Genomic DNA, 17984 nt, shown 5'->3' on the forward strand with positions numbered 1-17984 from the left:
TCCTGACCACAGTGGATCCGGCCGGCGCGGCCGTGCGACAGGCCAACGCGGCGGCCTGCCTGGCAGTGCTGCGGGACCACGACGGCCCGCTCACCATTGCCGATCTCGCGGTCGCGACCGGGCTCGCGCGGCCGACCGTCGAAGCGGTGATCGGTGACCTGCTCGAGACGGGTCCGGTTCGGCAGGCTCGTCCGCGGCGCAGTCCGGGAGCCGGCCGTCCTGCGCGGGCGTACACCTTCACCGCCGGAGCCGGGCGGGTCGCCGGGATCGACATCGGTAGCGGCAGTGTCCGGGTCCGGATCGCCGATCTGGCCGGCGAGATCGTCGGCCGGGCGGAGGCGATCGTGCCCGCCGGAGTCGACGGCTCCGGTCGGCTCCGGGTCGTTCGCGGCACCGTCCGTCAGGCGATCCGCGCCTCGGGTGCAGACTCGGCCGACCTGCGCGCCGCTGGGCTCGGCGTACCAGGCATCCTTGATCACGACGGCCGGATCACCCAGAGCCTGGCGGTGCCCGACTGGGTCGGTGTCGACCCGGCCGACCGACTCTCGGCGTCCTGGGGCTGCCCGGTGCTGGTCGAGAACGACATCAAGCTGGCCGCCCTGGCAGAGCAGCGGCTCCGGGCCGAGCCGGGCGGCGCCGCCAGACCTGCATCCGGCGCCGCTACGGACAACGACCTGGTCTTCCTCCAGATCGGCCACCGGATTTCGGCGGCGTTGGTCATGAACGGCGCGATCCTGCAGGGCCGGCACCGGTTGGCCGGCGAGCTGGGCAGCCTCCGCGGCATGCGTTGGACCGAGTCCTCGCTTCGCGGCCGGCTGCGCTGGCGCACCGCACGTACCGGGCAGCAGGTGTTTGCCCGGGCCCGGGAGGGTGATCGGCGGGCCACGGCGGAGATCACCGACTTCTGTGCCGAGATCGCACCGAAGATCGCCATCATCGCGTTGACCGTCGACCCGGCGTTGATCGTCATCGGCGGCGGGCTGTCCCGGGCCGGCGACGACCTGATCGTCCCGTTGACCGAGGCCGTTCACCACATGTTGATGACCGACGGCAAGCCGGTGATCACCACCTCGCTGCTGAAGTCGAACGGCACCCTCTGCGGCGCCCTCGGCTCCACCTTCGAGACTCACTCGCCCCAGATTCTCGGCGTTCCCCGCGTGCCGACGCGCTGGCATCGCTGGCCCGGCACCTTCGACGCACCCATCTCCGACGCACCCATCTCCGACGTACTCGTTTCCGGCGCCCCCACATCCGGCGCCCCCACACTCGACGTACCGCCCGTACCCATCCGATCGACGACTGTTTCTCACCGTTCAAAGAAGGGGACGTCCAGATGAAGTTCGGATTCAGCTCCTACAGCTTCCATCAGCGGCTCAGCACCGGGGACATGACCCTGTTCGATGTGATCGACTGGGTGGCTGACAGCGAAGGCGAGCACCTCGAACTCGCCTCGATCTATTCGGGCCCGGACAGCCCGGTGCCCAATACTGACTCAGATCCCGCCTTCGTCGACAAAGTAGTCGAACACGCGGCCCACCGTGGGGTCACGCTGTCCAACATGGCGATCGGCGCGAGTTTCCTCGGTGACGACGCCGAGAACGCGGCCGAGGTGGAGCGGGTCAAGGCCCACGTCGATCTGGTCGAACGGCTGGGAATCGCGATGATGCGGCACGACGTGGTCCGCCATGGCGGGATCGAGGGCGACGACACGCCGGTGTTCGAGGCCGCACTGCCGAATATCGTCAAGGCCAGCAAGGAAATCGCGCAGTACGCGGCGACCAAGGGCGTCACGACCAGCCTGGAGAACCACGGCTTCTTCGTCCAGAGCAGCGACCGGGTGCGCCGGATCGTGCATGCCGTCGACGAGCCGAACTTCAAGACCACGTTGGACATCGGGAACTTCCTCTGCGTCGACGAGGATCCGACCGTCGCAGTCCCGGCCAACCTGCCGTACGCCATGATCGTCCACTTCAAGGACTTCTACGTCCGGCCCGTTGACCGCAACCCAGGCGAGGGCTGGTTCCGCAGCAGGGGCGGCAAGTACCTCCGCGGCGCGATCGTCGGCAATGGTGACCTCGATACCTGGAGCGTCGCGAGATCGATCAAGGAGTCCGGCTACGACGGTTACGCCTCGATCGAGTTCGAGGGTCACGAGGACTGCCTGATCGGCTGCAGCCGCGGCATCGCCAACGCCAAGCGCATCTACGACGAAGCCTGATACCAGAACACATCACTCGAGGAGACTCATGCAGCAGGTCAAGATCGGCGTTGTGGGCACCGGTGGCATCGCCGGTTGTCATCTCAAGGCCTACCAGGGCAACCCGCGCGCCGAGTTGCTCGCGGTCTGCGACATCAACGCCGACCGAGCCACCGCGGTGGCCAAACATTGGGGAGCCGATCGTTCCTACAGCGACCCGGCGGACCTGTTCGCCGACCCTGACGTCGACGCGGTGAGCATCTGCACCTGGAACAACACCCATGCTGAGCTGGCCGCCGCCGCGGTCGAGGCCGGCAAGCACGTCCTGGTGGAGAAGCCGATGACCCGCACCTACGCCGAGGCGCAGAAGCTGGAGGACGTGGTGAACGCCCACGACCGGATCCTCCAGGTCGGCTTCGTACGCCGGCACTCCGCGAACTGCCGGGTGCTGAAGTCGTTCATCGACGCCGGCGACCTGGGTGATATCTACTACGCCAAGGCCAGCTGCACACGACGAGCGGGCAATCCGGGTGGCTGGTTCGCCGACAAGGCGATCTCCGGCGGTGGGCCATTGATCGACATCGGCGTGCACGTGATCGACCTGTGCTGGTACCTGATGGGGACGCCACGGGTGACCTCCGTCAGCGCCAACACCTACGAGAAGCTGGGCAACCGCTCCAACATCACCACCCTGCCGCGCTGGCAGGTGGCCGACTACGACCCGACGAAGAACAACGTCGAGGACATGGCCAATGCCCTGATCAGGTTCGACAACGGCGCATCGTTGATCATGGACACGTCGTTCTCGCTGCACGCGCCCGACGACTCGCTCGCGGTCTCGGTCTATGGCGACAAGGGCGGAGCGGACCTCGAGCCGAAGCTGCAGATCGCGTCCGAGAAGCACGAGACGATCCTGAAGGTGACGCCGCAGATCGGGTTCGACTCCTTCGACCTCGACGACGGCTTCTCCCACGAGATCGAGAACTTCGTGGCAGCCTGCCTGGGTGAGGCGGAGAGCATCGCACCGGTCTGGCAGGGTGCGGAAATGATGAAGATCCTGGACGGCGTCTACACCTCCGCCGCCCAGGGCAAGGAAGTCCAGGTCTAGGGCACGGTCAGCGCGAGGAGCTGAACAGATCGGGCTCGTCGGTGTCTGCCATGTGACCACCGCAGTCGAAGAACTCCCGCATCGTCTGCGGGTCGTTGATGAGGCCGCCGTGGACGGTCAGATCACTGTCGCGGAAGCGCTGAATGAGTTCGGCGTCCCACAGCCGCGGCGGGTAGTTCAGACCATCCATGCCGGTCGCCCGCACGAAGGCGAGCGGATCTGCCAGGGGTTGGGTGACGATGGGCAGCACCACGATCGGCGCAGCCTCGTCGTGCCAGCGCGCCGAGGTCCGATGCCGCCTGGCCGCCAGCACCGAGTCCAGGCTGAAGCTCATCACCACGACCCGATCCGCCGCTGCGTGGCGGCACACCGTCTCGATCACGCGCTCGGCGACGCGATCGGCCCCGCTCGCCTTCAGCTCGATGTTCAGCCGGGCCCGGCCCTGGGTCAGCTCGAGCACCTCGTCGAGGGTCGGCACCCGTTCGCCGGCGAAATCGGCGCCGTACCACGAGCCGGCGTCCAGTGCCTGGACCTCGTCAGTGCTCAGCGACCGGACCGCGCCGGTGCCACTCGTCGTCCGATCGAGGTGCGAGTCGTGAATGACGACCAGCTGATCGTCGCTGGTCAGGTGCACGTCCAGCTCGAGCGCGGCCGCTCCCTTTGACAGGGCGGTCTGGAAGGCATTCACGGTGTTCTCCGGCGCCAACCGGCTCGCACCGCGGTGCGCTGCGACGACGCCTTCGGTGCGGGCAAGGGACGCACTGGATGCCGTGGCTGTCATGGTGACTCCTCGAGGACCGGGGGCGGCAGGCCGAGAGCCTATCGGCCGCTCCGACGCCGGCTTGCTTGTCTCCGCGCCAGGTCCCGCCTGCGCGACGCGCGCGCAGGCACGCGTGCGCAGCCCCGGCACCGGCGTCTCGGCGTACGCAGGAAGAAATGTGGTTTCGCTCCACTGCGGGCACTGGTAGTGTCTCGTGGCTCGTCGTACGACAGTAGTGTCGGAGAGTAGGGACCGAACCGAGCCGGTTGCGCCGCCGTCTTCGAAGGCGGCCCTGGAGCGAGGGCCCGCGCCAACTGCTGACGAGCTGCCTGACAACCACCGTGGAGGCCTCCGTCATGCCCTCTACCCACCCCAGTCCCGCCGCCCATTCGCCCGGCGAGTCCGCGATCGATGCCGGGGACGATCCAGAACTCACCGCGGAGCGTGGGCACCTCGCAGCCGCTCGCGCCGCACTGGAACGCATGCACGCCGAGGTCGGTGAGACCGAGACGCCGATGATCGTGAATTCCGGCACGGACAGCTACTGGGACAACAAGTTCTATCAATGGACGCGAGAACACCGCGCTGAAGTCCTGCTGGACCAGCCGCGGATCCCGCTGTTCTTCGGGCGGCTGGACTGTGAGCCGGGCGCGGTGTTCGACCGCGTGGAGCGTGGGGCCGGATCCGGGTCTGCGGCCGGTCGCGATGTCGACCGGATCTACATCGGCCGGCGGCACATCCGCGAGCCAGACGGTACGCCGCTGGTGATCGACTGGCGGGCGCCGGTCGCCGTACCTTTCTACCGGGCCGGGCCAGCCGATCCCCAACGCGTCCTGGTGCGCCGCCGCCACGGCTTCTCCCACGAACCCGGGCCGAGCGGATACGTCGAGTTGACGGCGTACGAAGACGAGCGGGTGAGCGGCGCCTCGATTGCTGCCACGGAAGGCTTCTCGCACCTGGTGACGGCGGAGATCGAGCGGCCACGGTCCGGTCCGATGCGCGACATCGTGGCGACGATCCAGGCCGACCAGGACGTCCTGGTCCGGGCGCCGCTGGACACCACGATCTGCGTGCAGGGGGCACCCGGCACCGGCAAGACCGCGGTCGGTCTGCACCGGGTCGCCTATCTGCTGTACGCCGAACGAACCCGGCTGGCCCGGGACGGCGGAGTCGCCATTGTCGGTCCGAACCGCTCGTTCCTGGCCTACATCAGGCATGTCCTGCCGGCGCTCGGAGAGGTCTTCGTCCAACAGCTCACGTTCTCGGATCTGATCCGGCGCTACTTCCCCGACCACGCGATGGCGGCTGAGGAGGAGTCGGCCGCGACGGTCACGGTGAAAGGCGACGCCCGGATGGCAGCAGTCCTGCGGCGCGCGCTGTGGTCCGGTGCCCGGGTTGGCGATGAGGTGGAGGCGCTGGTCTACAGCAAGGGAGCGAGTCGCTTCCGGGTACCTGACTACGAGGTGCGCGAGATCGTCGCGGGCGTCCTCGAGACCGCCACCCGGTACGCCGCCGGCCGCACCACCCTCGCGCAGCGCCTTGCTCACGTGGTGCTGGTGCGCATGGAGCAGCGCGGTGGGACGCCCGACGATCGGACCCAGAACGCGGTGGCCAGGTCGGCTCCCGTCAAACGGATCCTCAGTCAGGTGTGGCCGCAGCGTACGCCGGAACAGGTGCTGCACCGGCTCCTGTCCGACGCCGGGTTCCTCGCCGACATGGCCGGCGACGAGCTCACGGCCGAGGAACAGAAAGCCCTGCTCTGGCCGAAGCCCTACCGGACGGTGAAGTCCGCGCGCTGGTCCGAAGCAGACCTCGTACTCCTGGACGAGCTCGGGGAGCTGCTCGAGAGTGGTCCCCGCCGCGGCCACCTGGTGGTCGACGAGGCGCAGGACCTCTCCTCGATGCAGCTCCGCGCACTGGGCCGGCGCTGTCGTACGGCGACCGTGCTGGGCGACCTCGCCCAAGCCACGACGCCGTACGCCTCGACCTCCTGGCGGAGCGTGCTGGACCACCTGGGGGCGGGCGAGTCCGCCGAGCTGGTGGAGTTGACCCGCGGCTTTCGGGTCCCGGCCGCGATCATCTCCTACGCCGCCAACCTGCTGCCCGCACTGCAGCCAGACCTGGCCGAGCCGGTAAGCCTCCGGCGTGCGACGGGCGCACTGGAGGTCACCGCGGTCGACGGGCACGAGGTGAGCGTCGAGGACATTGTCCAAGCCTGCTTGCGGATCGACGAACAGGGTGGGCGCGCGGGCTCGATCGGCATCATCGCCGCCGATGCGGAGATCGAGCAGGTCTTCGACCAGCTCGCTGTCGGTTCCGCCCGATCTCGCTTGGACAGCGTCGGGTTGGCCCCCGGCATGCTCGGCCGCACCGAGAACGCGTTGGAACACTTCCGGCTGGTGTGCGTGCCGGCCTCACTGGCGAAGGGCCTGGAGTTCGACGGCGTCGTCGCGGTCGAACCCGCCCGCATCGTCGACGCCGAACCACGCGGGCTGAACCGGCTGTACGTCGTGCTCACCCGCGCGGTGTCCGCCCTCGTCGTGCTGCACGCCCGGCCGTTGCCGGCCGAACTCGTCGGGTAGGCGGGTGGCGCTCTATGTGGCCTCGTCGGGACCGGTCCCACTGACGAGGCCGTTCCACGACCATTGCGGGATGCGCAGCCCGTCCGGGACGTCATCGGCGGAACGGTGGAAGCGGGACATCGTGGTGGTCGTCGCCCACGCGAAGTAGTCGTGCAACACCTGTCGGAGCCGGTCGTCCCCGGTGAGACCGACATCGGAGAGTGCCTGATCGAAGCAGGCGATCGCGCGGCGGTCCATCTCCTCGTGGGGACCGTTGCCGCTGTGGGTCCGCACCACCGAGGTCTCGTCGCCGTAGGAGTCGGAGTAGCTCGTCGGGCCGCCGAGTGCCTCAGCCCAGTAGGCGGCGAGCCGCTGGCTGTGGTCGGGGTGGAACCCGTGGCTGAACGCATGGCTGACCACGTCGTCGGCCATCACCCTGGCATGCCATGCGCTGGCCAGGCGGAGCAGACCGTCGGCACCGCCCGCGGCCTCGTACACCGTCCGCATGGCCCACACTATGGCACGCCGAGTGGACAGAAGCGTGAAAAGTCGGTTGCTGATCTTGGTGGCTGTGCTAGCGTGCCGGCCGTATCCGATCGCGTCACCCGGACGCGATCGCCGCCCCTCGTTCTTGGCGGCCATACACCCTCACTGAGAGAGGTATGGCATGCCACGAGTCGCGGCCTTCCCGCTCATTCGTCGTTACGCGTTGCACGCGAGGTACCTGTGGGCCTGCGGCCTGGGGCTCTGCCTGCTGTGCGTACTCCTCACGTTGGTCTCTGCCGGAGCGAGTGCGGCGTCGCTCGTCACCACCGGCCGGTTGATATCCGCGTTGTCAGGGCGCGAGTCGAGCGCCATCGCGTGGACGGTCGCCACCACTGTGTCACTACTCCTGGTCCCGATCGCGTCGTCGATCCTGGCGTTCACGAGCCGGCTGCTCTCGACCCGCTTCACGGTGATGCTGTGCGAGGCCACCATGGAAGTGGGCCTCCATCCGTACGGCATCGCGCATCTCGAAGGCCCGCGCACGACCGGTGAGCTCGAGACGGTCGGCGAGGCTCCGCGGGACTGGCTGTTCCAGGCGGGCATAGACGCCGCCTGGACCCTGCTCGCCATCCGGCTCGGTGGGATCGGAGCGTTCGTCGTCCTGGCGACCTGGTCGTGGTGGGCACCGTGTCTGTTGGCGGGCACGTGGCTGCTCTACTCGCGCGCGTTCAGCCGATGGAGCAGCACGATCTTCGACGGCCTGCTCGAACTCACCGGCAACGACCGCAGGCGTGCGTCGTACCTACGAGATCTGCTGATGGGGTCGGCAGGGGCGAAGGAAGTCAGGCTGTTCGGCCTGACCGGCCTTCTGCTCACCCGTCACGTCACAGCGTGGAACAACGCCCAACACCTCGTCTGGGCCAGCCGGAACAGTTCGGTCAAGGGCACGCTGCTGGTCCTCGTCGCACCCATGGCCGCGGGCGCGACGATCCTGGTCGCTCTGATAGTCGACGTCGAACGCGGCGTTGTCGGTGCCGGTCTGTTGGTCACGCTGCTGCAGGCCGTGTCGGCGATGGCGGCGTTCGGCCCGCACACCGATCCACAGACCGCGCTGGCCCACACCATGTCGCGGATCAGCGTGCTCGATCGGATCCGGAGCGAGCAGGGTCTGCCGCACCTACCCCGGCCGGCCCGTCGGCCGGTCACCACCGCGCCGAGAGAGCGGCCGGAGGAGCCGGTTCCGGCGGCCATCAGGCTCGTCGACGTCGCGTTTACCTATCCGTCGGCGGAGCGGCCGACGCTGAACGGGCTGAACCTGGAGGTTCCGGCCGGCCAGTCGCTCGCGCTGGTCGGTGTCAACGGCGCCGGCAAGTCGACACTGATCAAGCTCCTCTGCGGGCTCTACCGCCCGGACGGCGGCTTGATCCGCGTCGATGGGGGCGACCCCGGCACGGACGAGGCAGCCCGCAGACGGCTCGCGGTGATCTTCCAGGACTTCGTTCGCTACCACCTGCCGTTGCGGGACAACGTCGGCGTCGACCTGGATCAGCAGGTGCTGGAGCGCGCGCTGCGTGACGCCGGTGGCGACGAGATCGTGGGGCGACTCGAGGACGGCATCGAGACAGTGCTGTCGGCGGAGTACGACGGCGGGACGGACCTGTCCGGTGGGCAGTGGCAGCGGATCGCCCTGGCCCGGGCGCTCGCGGCACTCGGTACGGGCGCCGGGGCGCTGGTCCTGGATGAGCCGACCGCGGCGCTCGACATCCGGGCCGAGGCCGCATTGTTCGACCGCTTCCTGGCAGTGGCGCGCGGTGCCACCACGATGCTGGTGAGCCACCGACTGTCCAGTGTCCGGCGTGCGGAACGGATCGTCGTGCTCGCGGACACCGGGGCCGGCGCTCGCATCGTCGAGGATGGCGACCACGCCGAACTGTTGCGCGCGAACGGGTTGTACGCGGAGCTTTTCACGTTGCAGGCTTCGAGGTTCGCGGGGCAGGAGGTGTCCCGGTGATCAGGGTCGCGCGTGCTCTGTGGCTCGTCGTGTCCACCTCGGTCCGGGTCGACCCGTGGCGGTCCGTGCTCTGTCTGACGGAGTCGACGGGCGTTCTGATGGACGTGCTCCAGCCGTTGTTCCTCGCCTGGCTGGTGAGCGGAGCGGTCGATCGTGACCTGCGGCAGATGACGTGGGCCGCGGGTGCGTTCCTCGGCTCGGTCGCGGCTGACAAGGCACTCTGCATGATCGGCGTCAACGCGCGGATCCGGCAGCTGGAACGGGTCAGTCACGTGTTCGGAGCCCGCGTCGCCGAGATCACGGCCCGGATACCGACGCTCGACCATCTCGAGTCGCCGCGCTATCTCGACCAGGCACAGATGCTGCGGGAACGCAGCGGCAGCCTCGGTGTCGCGCTCAACACCCTGCTCAACACGTTCAACGACGTGGTCCGGGTCGGCGGGACGCTGGCACTTGCCGCTACGGCGGACTGGCGAATGCTGCTGGTGGCCGCGGCAGGGCTACCGGTGCTGCTCGCGACCCGGTGGTTCGTCGCCTGGCAGGCAACGGCCGAGGCGGAGTCCGCGCAGCCGGGGCGGTTGACGTTCCATCTGCTCGGTCTCGGGCGGGACGCGGTGGCGGGCGCGGAGGTACGGGTCTTCGGCCTCGGCGGGTTCCTGCGTGAACGGCTCCGGCTCGCGGTGGTGGCGTGGCGCCAGCCGTTCGTCGTCCTCGCCCGCCGGATGACGCTGGTCGAGACGTTGTGCAACGCGGTCTTCTTCGGCGTGGCCGGAGCCGTGCTGCTGTGGATGGTCGGTGACGTGCTCGCCGGAACGGTCCGACTCGACTCGTTCGTCCTCGCCATGCTGCTGGTCAACCGGCTCCAGTCAGGCAGCCGCGACCTTCAGGAGGCCGCCCGCACGGCCGTCGACATGATCCGGACCACGATGCGGCTGCTCTGGCTGCTCGACTACGCGAAGGAGGTGGAACGCGTCCACACCGGCACCCTCGAGCCCGGGCCCACACTCTCGCGAGGAATCGAGCTGGACGGCGTCACCTACCGCTACGCACCGCGTGATCGGCCCGCCCTCGACCAGGTGTCCCTGCAGCTTCCCGCCGGCTCCATCGTCGCCCTGGTCGGTGAGAACGGCGCCGGGAAGACCACGTTGGTCAAGCTTCTCGCGGGCATGTACCAACCCACCACGGGGCGCATTCTCGTCGACGGCCTCGACCTGAACCGGCTCGACGTCACGGCCTGGCGTCGCCGACTCTCGGGGGCGTTCCAGGACTACCTGAGGCCGGAGTTCCTCGCGGCCGAGGCGGTCGGGATCGGCGACCTCGACCACCTGAGCAACCGACGCCGGCTGCGTACGGCCGTGGAGGACGGCGCCGCCGACGCCGTCATCGCCCAGCTGCCGGGCGGTCTGGACACCCAGCTCGGCTCGGCCTGGCCCGGTGGAGTCGGACTCTCCGGCGGTCAGTGGCAGCGACTCGCGCTCGCCCGGGGGATGATGCGCGATCATCCACTGCTGCTCGTACTGGACGAACCCACCGCCGCGCTCGACGCCACCACCGAGCACGCTCTGTTCGAACGGTACGCCGCGGCTGCGAAAGCCGGCCGTGCATCTGGGACGGTCACGGTGCTGGTCACACACCGGTTCTCGACGGTCTCGGCGGCAGACCTCATCGTGGTCCTCGATCACGGCAGGGTTGTCGAGATCGGCAGCCATGCCGAGCTGCTCGAGGCCGACGGTCACTACGCGGAGCTCTACCGGCTCCAGGCGCGCGGTTACGCATGACGGCCCGTGACGACCCCGTGAGGGCACCGGGGGGAGGTTGCGGTCCTCCCCGGTGATCCCCTGGCGACGTCGTCAACGAGCCGTCTTGCCTTGTCGGTCCTCTGCTGCGGTCCGGATGGGGCTACCGCGACGGGCGTAGGAATCGTGGTGGGGTGAAGCGGGTGAACGCGGGCGGCGCCGCTCGGTCCTGGCCGGTGATGATGTCGAGCACGAGTTGGTAGTCGGGTCCGAGCTCGGCGACGGCCGCGTTCAGCGCCGGCGGGCTGGTGTCCGGCCAGCGGCCGGTCCTTACCCGGTCGAGCAAGGTGCGGAGCTGGACGATCTCGTCGCCGGCGCTGAACGCGCAGTGCATGCCGCGGTCCACGTACAGCTGGCGGAGCTTGCCCGGATCGCCGTACCGCTGGACCTGTTCGGCGTACCAGCGTTCCTGGTCGACAATCGCACCGCCGTCACCGGTGTTGTGCATGGTGATCACCGGTACGGGTGTGTGTCCGCGAGAGAGTCCGTGCCGGAACATGAACGCCACCGCATCCGCGTCCGGGGCGATCTTCGGTGCCCGGTCGAGCTGGCGCAGGTCCTGCTCCAGATCAGAGCCATCCAGCCCGGCCTCCCGGTAGGCGGCCTCGACCGTCTCTCGGTAGGCCGACTTCGCGAGCAGTCGGCGGTAGTCGACGCCGACGTTCCACGACGGGTTCCCGCCGGTCCGCGCCTCCAGGTCCACCCGGCCGATCGGACCCAGCCCACCGAGTTGCCCTTCCACCCAGGCCGCCTGCTGCTCGAGCCGCCTGGCCAGCTCCGTCGGCTCCGGGTCGTGCGCGGAGAACCAGGTGGGGAGGTTCCCCACCGCACCGGCGAGGGCGAGCCGCGCCCGGCCCTCCGCCGACTGCCGCGCCCGCTGCGCCGCCGCGAGCAGCCGCTCCGTACTGCCCTGCGGGTCATCCGCCCTGACCAGGTCGATGTCCTCGCCCGGTGCGAGCAACGTCTTGACCACGAAACCGACGTCCAGCGCCGTGTTCCAGCTCCCTGGTGTGTCGTACTCCGCGCAGTTCGTGGCCACACCGTCGAACCGATGTGGGTTCCGTTCGGCAAGGACGGTCGAGATCACGCCGCCCTGCGACATGCCCGACGTCACGGTCCGGGTGGGCCGACCGACGTTCTCCTCGAACCAGTCCAGCAGGGCGATCTGGTCCCGCTGTGCGTCCGCGACGGCGTACCCGAACGGGTTCTTGTAGTCCGACCCGGCCAGCGCATACCCGTGGTCGAGCAACCACGACTCGGTTTCCGGCCGGACCGACAGGGCTACCTGGTCGGGATCGAAGACCCCCTCGACGTAGTAGCCATGGCTGAAAAGCACCAGCGTGCCGTTCCAGTTCTCCGGAACCTCCACGCGGTACTCTGCGCCGTCGATCGAGCCGGCGTAGGAACGCCTTTCGCCCGAACCATTCATGCGTTCCGGGATCGACGCGGTCGCCCCGGTCACCGGACCGGCCGCGACCAGGCCGGCCAGCAGCGCGACGAACATCGCCCTCCGCAGCATGCGTGTCTTCCGTGTTCTCCTCATGCCGTTGATGACCATCCCGGCCGCGAAAACTCATCGGCTGTGAACCGTTGAGCTCTGCGCTCAACTTGCGGGGTCGTCGGTCGAAGGCGCACGCTGGATGCGGAGGCGTGATCGATGTCATTGGGGGGATGATGGCTCGCACCCACCAGGAGCAGGAACCGCGCTCGTTCCTCGCCCGTCCTGAAGTCCGCCGTATCGCCGGGTTCGCCGTTCTTGCGGTGATCAGCCTGGTATTCATCTTTCAGAACACCGCACCGACAACGGTCCGGCTGCTCGTTCCGGAGGTCACGATGCCTTTGTGGGCTGCGCTCCTGATTGCGTGGGTCCTCGGGCTCCTGGCAAGCATGTTCACGCTGCATCGACGTCGCTAGCAAAGGTCGCCACGGCCAGACTCCTCGCGTGCGGGTTGCCGCGTGGGGAGGCCACCGGAGATGGCCAGCGCCGCGAGCGCGATCAGTGCCAAGACAGACAGCGCTGCCCGCAAGCCGTCGAGTCTGGCCCGCGCGTTCTCTTCTACGATCGCCTCGGCCGTCGGTGCAGGCACCCCCGCGGCTTCAAGAGCGGGCTCCAGTTCGGCATCGGGGATAAATGGGATGCCACCGGCCAGCTCCACCTGCGCCTTCGACGACACGTCTTCGGGGACCGCCGGATTGGCCTGGATTCCGGAGAAGAAGGAGGTGGTGAGCGCCGAGATCAGGACGGCGCCGGCGAGTGCAGTCCCGATGGAGGCACCCAGGTTGGTGACGGTGTTCTGCAAGCCGCCAACCTCTGCGCTCTGGTCGTCCGGAACCGCTGACACCGTGACACTTCCGAGCTGCGATGCCAAGGCACCCACGCCCAAGCCTGCGAGGAGAAGCGGCCATGTGACGATCTCGGGACCCGCGCCGAAGTCGAGGGCTGCGACCAGCGCCACGATCCCCAGGAACAGTGCCAGGAAGCCGAGCCGCACCACGCGACGTGGGGAGGCATCCGGAAGGAGCTTCGGCACACCGACCGCGGCGGCCAGAAGCGTGATCGAGAGAGGAAGGAGCCGTGCACCTGTCTCGACGGCCGTCAACCCGAGCGCGATCGACAGGAAAAGCGGTACCGAGAAGAACAGCCCGGCCTGCAGCAGGTACTGGAAGAAGAATGCTGTAAGCCCGCCGCGAAGCTGCGTGTGGGCCAGTATCGCCGGGTCGAGGAGTACCGGGTTACCGCGGTCGCGGCAGCGCAGCTCCCACGCAAGAAACCCGAGCAGGACAACACCCCCGGCGAGGATCAGCCAGATCACCGGGGACAGACCCAACCATGCCGGAGCGCTGGGCTGCGGTCTGATGAAGCCCCAGGTGCCAGAGCGGAGGATCCCATACACGATGAGGCCAAGGCCGAGCGCCGACAATACGGTGCCCACATAGTCGAGCCGAATCCCGGACTCAGGCGGAGTATCCGACATCCGCCTGACCAGGACGAGGATGCCAAGGACAACGATCACTTCTCCTGCGAACACCCAACGCCACGATGCGTACGACGTGAGCAGCCCGCCGATGAGCGGCCCCACGGCCACCGCGATCGCACCCGCCGCTGCAACGAGGCCGTAGGCACGGGGCCGGTCACTCCGGCCGAAGTTCGACGCGACAAGCGCTACGACGGCCGGCATGATGAGCGCGGCGCCGACGCCCTCGAGCAACGACCAGCCGATCAGGAGGACCACCAGGTTTGGTGCGAGCGCCGTCGTGAACGATCCCAAGCCGTAGATGACGCATCCGATGGCGAAGGCACGCCTACGACCGATGATCTGGCCAATCTTGCCGCCAGTGATCATCAGCGACGCCATCACCAGTGTGTACATGGTGATGGCCACCTGGACACCGGTGACCGTCGTCCCCACATCTCTTGCCACCGACGCGATCGACACGTTCATCACCGAACTGTCGAGCGTCATGAGGAACTGTGCCGACGCCAAGGTCAGCAATACCAGCTGTGACGCTTCGGCGGTGCGTTCGGCTCGGCCAGTCACAGCGTCCCCTGCCATCTGAGTCCCGTCACGTCGACTGGACGAGCATTCCCGAGAACGGGCGCACCGACACCCACCAGCATCCAGCCAGGCGGCCGTCGTCGTACCTCTGTCCGGTCTGCGTTCGATCGGCGGCCGTGCGCGGACGGATCCGGGTAAGCGCTCTCCCACTCGTGCGAGACTGCTGTAGCTGAGCTCGCGACCATGGCCGGCGAGCATGCTCGGCCGCGCGCCGCGACGCAGGACGAACGACGCCGTCGACCACAGGGACGAGATGACTGCGATATACCCGGCAGCGCTGACAGTGGACGATCGGACGAGACCGCTGGCCACCCAGCAGGTTCCGCGGTTCGGCTGGCTTCTCACCGTCGACCGCGAGCGCGAGGTGGGCCAGGATCACCGCCGCTGCGAGGTGGGCTCTGGCGACCGTCGAGACGACGCACCGGACGAAGGGCAGGCCGCGTACCAGATCGTTGTCACCGACGGATCGGGCGACATCGTCTGGGATTCCGGCAAGGTCCACTCAGCGCGGCAGGGCCACGTGCCCTACGCCGGGGCGCCACTCGAACCAGCCGCCGCATACACCTGGACAGTGCGCGTCTGGGCAGGCGACGGCGACGACGCACCGTCGGAGTGGGCACCGGCCGAGTCGTTCGAGTACGGACTGCGAGACGAGGACTGGCACGCGGACTGGATCAGGCGCGCGCCCGGCGGCTCTGGCCCGCTCTCGCAGGTCGACGGCGCGATCCGGGCGGCGGGCGGCGCCGCGACCCTGCTCCGGGAGCCTCCGTCGATTCCTGCCGACTGCGTCGTCGAGTTCCGGGTACGCGTGCAGATCCGGTCGGCCGGCTGGGTGCTGCGGAGCGTGGACGGCACGGGCGGCTACGTGTGGCGGTTGGTTCCACGCCAGGGACTTGCGTTCCACGTACTCCGCGACGGTGTGCTCGGCCCGGCGGAGATCGTTCCCGTCGACGTCGGACGTGACCAGGACCACCGGGTGGTCGTGGTCGCCAGGGGCGGATCGTTCGAGACCTCGGTCGACGGAGTGGTGGTCGACCGTCGCCATGACGGCACGTACGCGACCGGACGGTTCGGCCTCTTCCAGCGCGACGGAGAGCAGGCCGAGTTCTCCGACCTCACCCTGCGGGCGGCTGACGGCGAGCCGCTCCTCGGCCCGCCAGAGACCAGCCAGCTCACGGCGTGGGACAACACCTGCAGGGTTCGCCAGATCGACGAATGGACGCTGGCCCGCCGCGAGTTCGACCTGCGGGATGGCGAGCTGATCCGCGCCCGTGCCCACATCGCCTCCCACCACCACGCCGACCTGCGGGTCAACGGCGTGCGGGTGGGCGGTCGAGCCTCCTTCGCCTATCCCGGTGAGGGTTACTACCAGGTCGTCGACGTCACCGAGCCGCTCGCCGGCTCGCGCCGGGCGGTCGTCGGCGTCCTCCTGCACTGGTACGGCAACGGGCAGGGTCGCCCTGCCGCCGAGCCCGGTCTGCTCGTCCGCCTGGTGCTCGACTACGCCGACGGTGCGCGCCAGGAGATCGTCAGCGACAGTTCGTGGACGGTGTGCGAGGGTCCCTACCTCCAGGTCGGCTACCGGAACGACGAGGGTGACCCCATCGAGCACCTCGACCTGCGGAGGATCCCGGAGGGCTGGGACCAGCCGGGCTACGCCGACGACGACTGGCACCACGCCGACGTCGTCGGCCGTCACCCGGTCCCTCCGTTCACGCGGCTGCGACCCCAGGAGGCGCAGTTGGCCGAGGTGCCGGTGCGGCCTGTCGCCCTGCTCACCGCGAAGGACGGGACCCCGGTCGCCGACTTCGGCCGGGTCATCCCCGCGCGGCCGGTGGTGCGGTTCGCCGCGGGCGTGGCTGGTCGTCTCGTCCGGATCCGCGCCGGCTACAACCTCACCGACGTCGGCCGGGTGGCGACGTCCAACCTGCTCACGCAGGGCACCGACATGTCCTTACCCTGCACGCAGACCGATGGCCCGCAGACGTACTCCGCGTTCACGCATCTGGGTTTCCGCTACCTCGAGATCCCCGACGCCGGTGAGGAGCTGAGCGTGGACGACGTGAGCGCGGTCGTCGTCCACGCCGAGCCGCCGTCGTTCCTGTCCGCCGCCCGCTTCGAGTCCTCCGATTCCACGCTCGACGCGGTGTTCGACCTGCTCCGAACGTCGGCGCTCTACGGCATCCAGGAGCAGTTCGTCGACACGCCCACCCGGGAGAAGGGGCAGTTCCTCGCCGACGCGGTCAACATCTCCTACGCGACGATGGCGGCCTTGGGTGAGCGCACGTCCACCCGGCAGGCCATCCGCGAGTTCCTGGCCTCGGCGGAGCGGTACTGGCATGCCGACGACGAACGCGGCCGCTACAACGCCGTCTACCCCAACGGCGACGGCAAGCGCGACATCCCCGACTTCTCGCTGATGATGCCGTCGTGGGTACGCCGCTACCACCTGGAGTCCGGCGACGTCCCGCTCGTCCAGGAGGCGTATCCCGCGCTGTGCGACACCGCGGGGTACGTCCTGCGCCACATCGCCCCCGACGGGCCGTGCGCGGGACTCGTGACCGAGCTCGCCGGCGGCGGTGGCCCCTATCTCCACGGCATCGTCGACTGGCCCGCGGTCGGCCGGTTCGGCTACGACATGGCCACAGCAGCCCGGACGACCGTCAACGCGCAGGGCGTCGGCGTGCTCCGCGATGTCGCGTACCTCGGACGCGTCCTGGGCCGTCCCGAGGCCGAGGTGGCGCTTTACGACGAGCAGGCCGACCGGCTTGTCGAGGCGATCAATCGTTCCCTGCTCCGTCCGGACGGGCGCTACACCGACGGGCTCCTCCCCGACGGCACGCAGAGCCCGCACGCGGGGCAGCACGCGACGTCGTTCGCGATCGCGTTCGATGTCGCGCGGCCCGAGGTGTGGGAGCCGGCCGCCGACCACCTCGAAAGCCTGGGCATGCGGCAGGGACCGCTGACCGTCCACCACCTCCTGCGGGCACTCGGCAGGGTGGACCGGACCGATGCGGTGCTCCGCCTGCTGACCAACGCCGAGGACCTCGGCTGGGCGAAGATCCTCGCCGACGGTGGCACCTTCACCTGGGAGGCATGGACGCTCGACGAGGGCACGAACCACAGCCAGTCGCACGGGTGGGGTGCGCAAGCCGCGGTTGATGTTCTCGAGTTCCTGTTGGGCATTCGGGTCACCTCGCCCGGTGCGGAGAGGGTCGAGGTCCGACCGCCGATGTGCGCGCTGACCTACGCCCGCGGTGCGGTGCCCACCGCACGCGGCATGGTGTCGGTGGACTGGGAGCGGAGCGGCGAGGAGTTCCGGGTCCGCGTCGACGTCCCCGCGAACGTCGTCGCGACCGTCCGGCTGCCAGGGCCGGGCGGCGACGACACGGCGGTCGAGGTCGGACCGGGACGCTCGCAGGTTGTGAGATCCGCCAACGATCAGTGACGCGGTGCCTGGCGGTGGCGGCGTCCTGCTTCCGGGCAGGTGACGGCGCACGCAGGGTGC

Annotated in this window: 12 protein-coding genes; 8 read left to right on the top strand and 4 right to left on the bottom strand. The window is 68.9% G+C overall.

The features are described from left to right. Positions 1-11 precede the first annotated feature (11 nt). Genes ABNF93_RS18825 through ABNF93_RS18835 form a run of 3 tightly spaced genes read left to right on the top strand, consistent with a single transcriptional unit; the run spans position 12 to position 3305 of the window. Positions 12-1337 carry an ROK family transcriptional regulator gene (locus tag ABNF93_RS18825; protein ID WP_349329380.1) on the top strand — a complete coding sequence of 442 codons (1326 nt, stop codon included), beginning with the start codon at positions 12-14 and terminating at the stop codon, positions 1335-1337. After that, complete coding sequence (locus ABNF93_RS18830) at positions 1334-2218, top strand: sugar phosphate isomerase/epimerase family protein (protein ID WP_349329381.1); 885 nt, start codon at positions 1334-1336, stop codon at positions 2216-2218. Before ABNF93_RS18825 ends, ABNF93_RS18830 begins: the two co-directional genes overlap by 4 nt. Positions 2219-2246: 28 nt before the next feature. Continuing rightward, positions 2247-3305, top strand: a complete 1059-nt coding sequence (locus tag ABNF93_RS18835) for a Gfo/Idh/MocA family protein (protein ID WP_349329382.1) — start codon at positions 2247-2249, stop codon at positions 3303-3305. A 7-nt stretch (positions 3306-3312) separates the two neighbouring features. Here ABNF93_RS18835 and ABNF93_RS18840 read toward each other — a convergent pair whose 3' ends face one another. After that, a complete protein-coding gene (locus ABNF93_RS18840) occupies positions 3313-4086 on the bottom strand; it encodes a glycerophosphodiester phosphodiesterase (RefSeq protein ID WP_349329383.1) in 774 nt (257 codons plus the stop codon). Between the two features lie 335 nt (positions 4087-4421). Here ABNF93_RS18840 and ABNF93_RS18845 point away from each other — a divergent pair, with 335 nt between their 5' ends. Next, positions 4422-6647: a HelD family protein gene (locus tag ABNF93_RS18845; protein WP_349329384.1), complete on the top strand. Its 2226-nt coding sequence runs from the start codon at positions 4422-4424 to the stop codon at positions 6645-6647. Between the two features lie 12 nt (positions 6648-6659). On the opposite strand, the gene ABNF93_RS18850 is transcribed toward ABNF93_RS18845, so the two are convergent. After that, positions 6660-7133, bottom strand: a complete 474-nt coding sequence (locus tag ABNF93_RS18850) for a group II truncated hemoglobin (protein ID WP_349329385.1) — start codon at positions 7131-7133, stop codon at positions 6660-6662. Between the two features lie 160 nt (positions 7134-7293). On the opposite strand from ABNF93_RS18850, the gene ABNF93_RS18855 reads away from it, so the two are divergent. Both ABNF93_RS18855 and ABNF93_RS18860 read left to right on the top strand, forming a co-directional pair. After that, on the top strand, positions 7294-9123 hold the full coding sequence (locus ABNF93_RS18855; protein WP_349329386.1) for an ATP-binding cassette domain-containing protein: 1830 nt from the start codon (positions 7294-7296) through the stop codon (positions 9121-9123). Next, the gene (locus ABNF93_RS18860) at positions 9120-10901 is read left to right on the top strand and encodes an ABC transporter ATP-binding protein (RefSeq protein ID WP_349329387.1); all 1782 of its coding nucleotides are present in this window, start codon (positions 9120-9122) and stop codon (positions 10899-10901) included. Before ABNF93_RS18855 ends, ABNF93_RS18860 begins: the two co-directional genes overlap by 4 nt. Positions 10902-11022: 121 nt before the next feature. On the opposite strand, the gene ABNF93_RS18865 is transcribed toward ABNF93_RS18860, so the two are convergent. After that, positions 11023-12462 (bottom strand): alpha/beta hydrolase family protein, encoded by a 1440-nt coding sequence (locus ABNF93_RS18865; protein ID WP_349329388.1) that lies wholly within the window; start codon positions 12460-12462, stop codon positions 11023-11025. 128 nt (positions 12463-12590) lie between these two features. Here ABNF93_RS18865 and ABNF93_RS18870 point away from each other — a divergent pair, with 128 nt between their 5' ends. Continuing rightward, on the top strand, positions 12591-12833 hold the full coding sequence (locus tag ABNF93_RS18870; RefSeq protein ID WP_349329389.1) for a LapA family protein: 243 nt from the start codon (positions 12591-12593) through the stop codon (positions 12831-12833). On the opposite strand, the gene ABNF93_RS18875 is transcribed toward ABNF93_RS18870, so the two are convergent. Beyond that, entirely contained in the window at positions 12830-14458 is a 1629-nt protein-coding gene (locus tag ABNF93_RS18875; protein WP_349329390.1) for an MFS transporter, read from the bottom strand. The two genes, ABNF93_RS18870 and ABNF93_RS18875, sit on opposite strands and share 4 nt — an antisense overlap. 271 nt (positions 14459-14729) lie before the next feature. On the opposite strand from ABNF93_RS18875, the gene ABNF93_RS18880 reads away from it, so the two are divergent. Then, a complete protein-coding gene (locus tag ABNF93_RS18880; protein WP_349329391.1) occupies positions 14730-17924 on the top strand; it encodes a family 78 glycoside hydrolase catalytic domain in 3195 nt (1064 codons plus the stop codon). Positions 17925-17984: the final 60 nt, after the last annotated feature.

This window comes from Actinopolymorpha sp. B9G3 (assembly GCF_040120725.1).
Lineage (GTDB): Bacteria > Actinomycetota > Actinomycetes > Propionibacteriales > Actinopolymorphaceae > Thermasporomyces.

Excerpts from the sequence above, each read along its gene's own strand:
- ABNF93_RS18830 (WP_349329381.1), top strand. The coding sequence starts at position 1,334 with ATGAAGTTCGGATTCAGCTCCTACAGCTTCCATCAGCGGCTCAGCACC.
- ABNF93_RS18835 (WP_349329382.1), top strand. The coding sequence starts at position 2,247 with ATGCAGCAGGTCAAGATCGGCGTTGTGGGCACCGGTGGCATCGCCGGT.
- ABNF93_RS18840 (WP_349329383.1), bottom strand. The coding sequence starts at position 4,086 with ATGACAGCCACGGCATCCAGTGCGTCCCTTGCCCGCACCGAAGGCGTC.
- ABNF93_RS18845 (WP_349329384.1), top strand. The coding sequence starts at position 4,422 with ATGCCCTCTACCCACCCCAGTCCCGCCGCCCATTCGCCCGGCGAGTCC.
- ABNF93_RS18850 (WP_349329385.1), bottom strand. The coding sequence starts at position 7,133 with ATGCGGACGGTGTACGAGGCCGCGGGCGGTGCCGACGGTCTGCTCCGC.
- ABNF93_RS18855 (WP_349329386.1), top strand. The coding sequence starts at position 7,294 with ATGCCACGAGTCGCGGCCTTCCCGCTCATTCGTCGTTACGCGTTGCAC.
- ABNF93_RS18865 (WP_349329388.1), bottom strand. The coding sequence starts at position 12,462 with ATGAGGAGAACACGGAAGACACGCATGCTGCGGAGGGCGATGTTCGTC.
- ABNF93_RS18870 (WP_349329389.1), top strand. The coding sequence starts at position 12,591 with ATGATGGCTCGCACCCACCAGGAGCAGGAACCGCGCTCGTTCCTCGCC.
- ABNF93_RS18880 (WP_349329391.1), top strand. The coding sequence starts at position 14,730 with ATGACTGCGATATACCCGGCAGCGCTGACAGTGGACGATCGGACGAGA.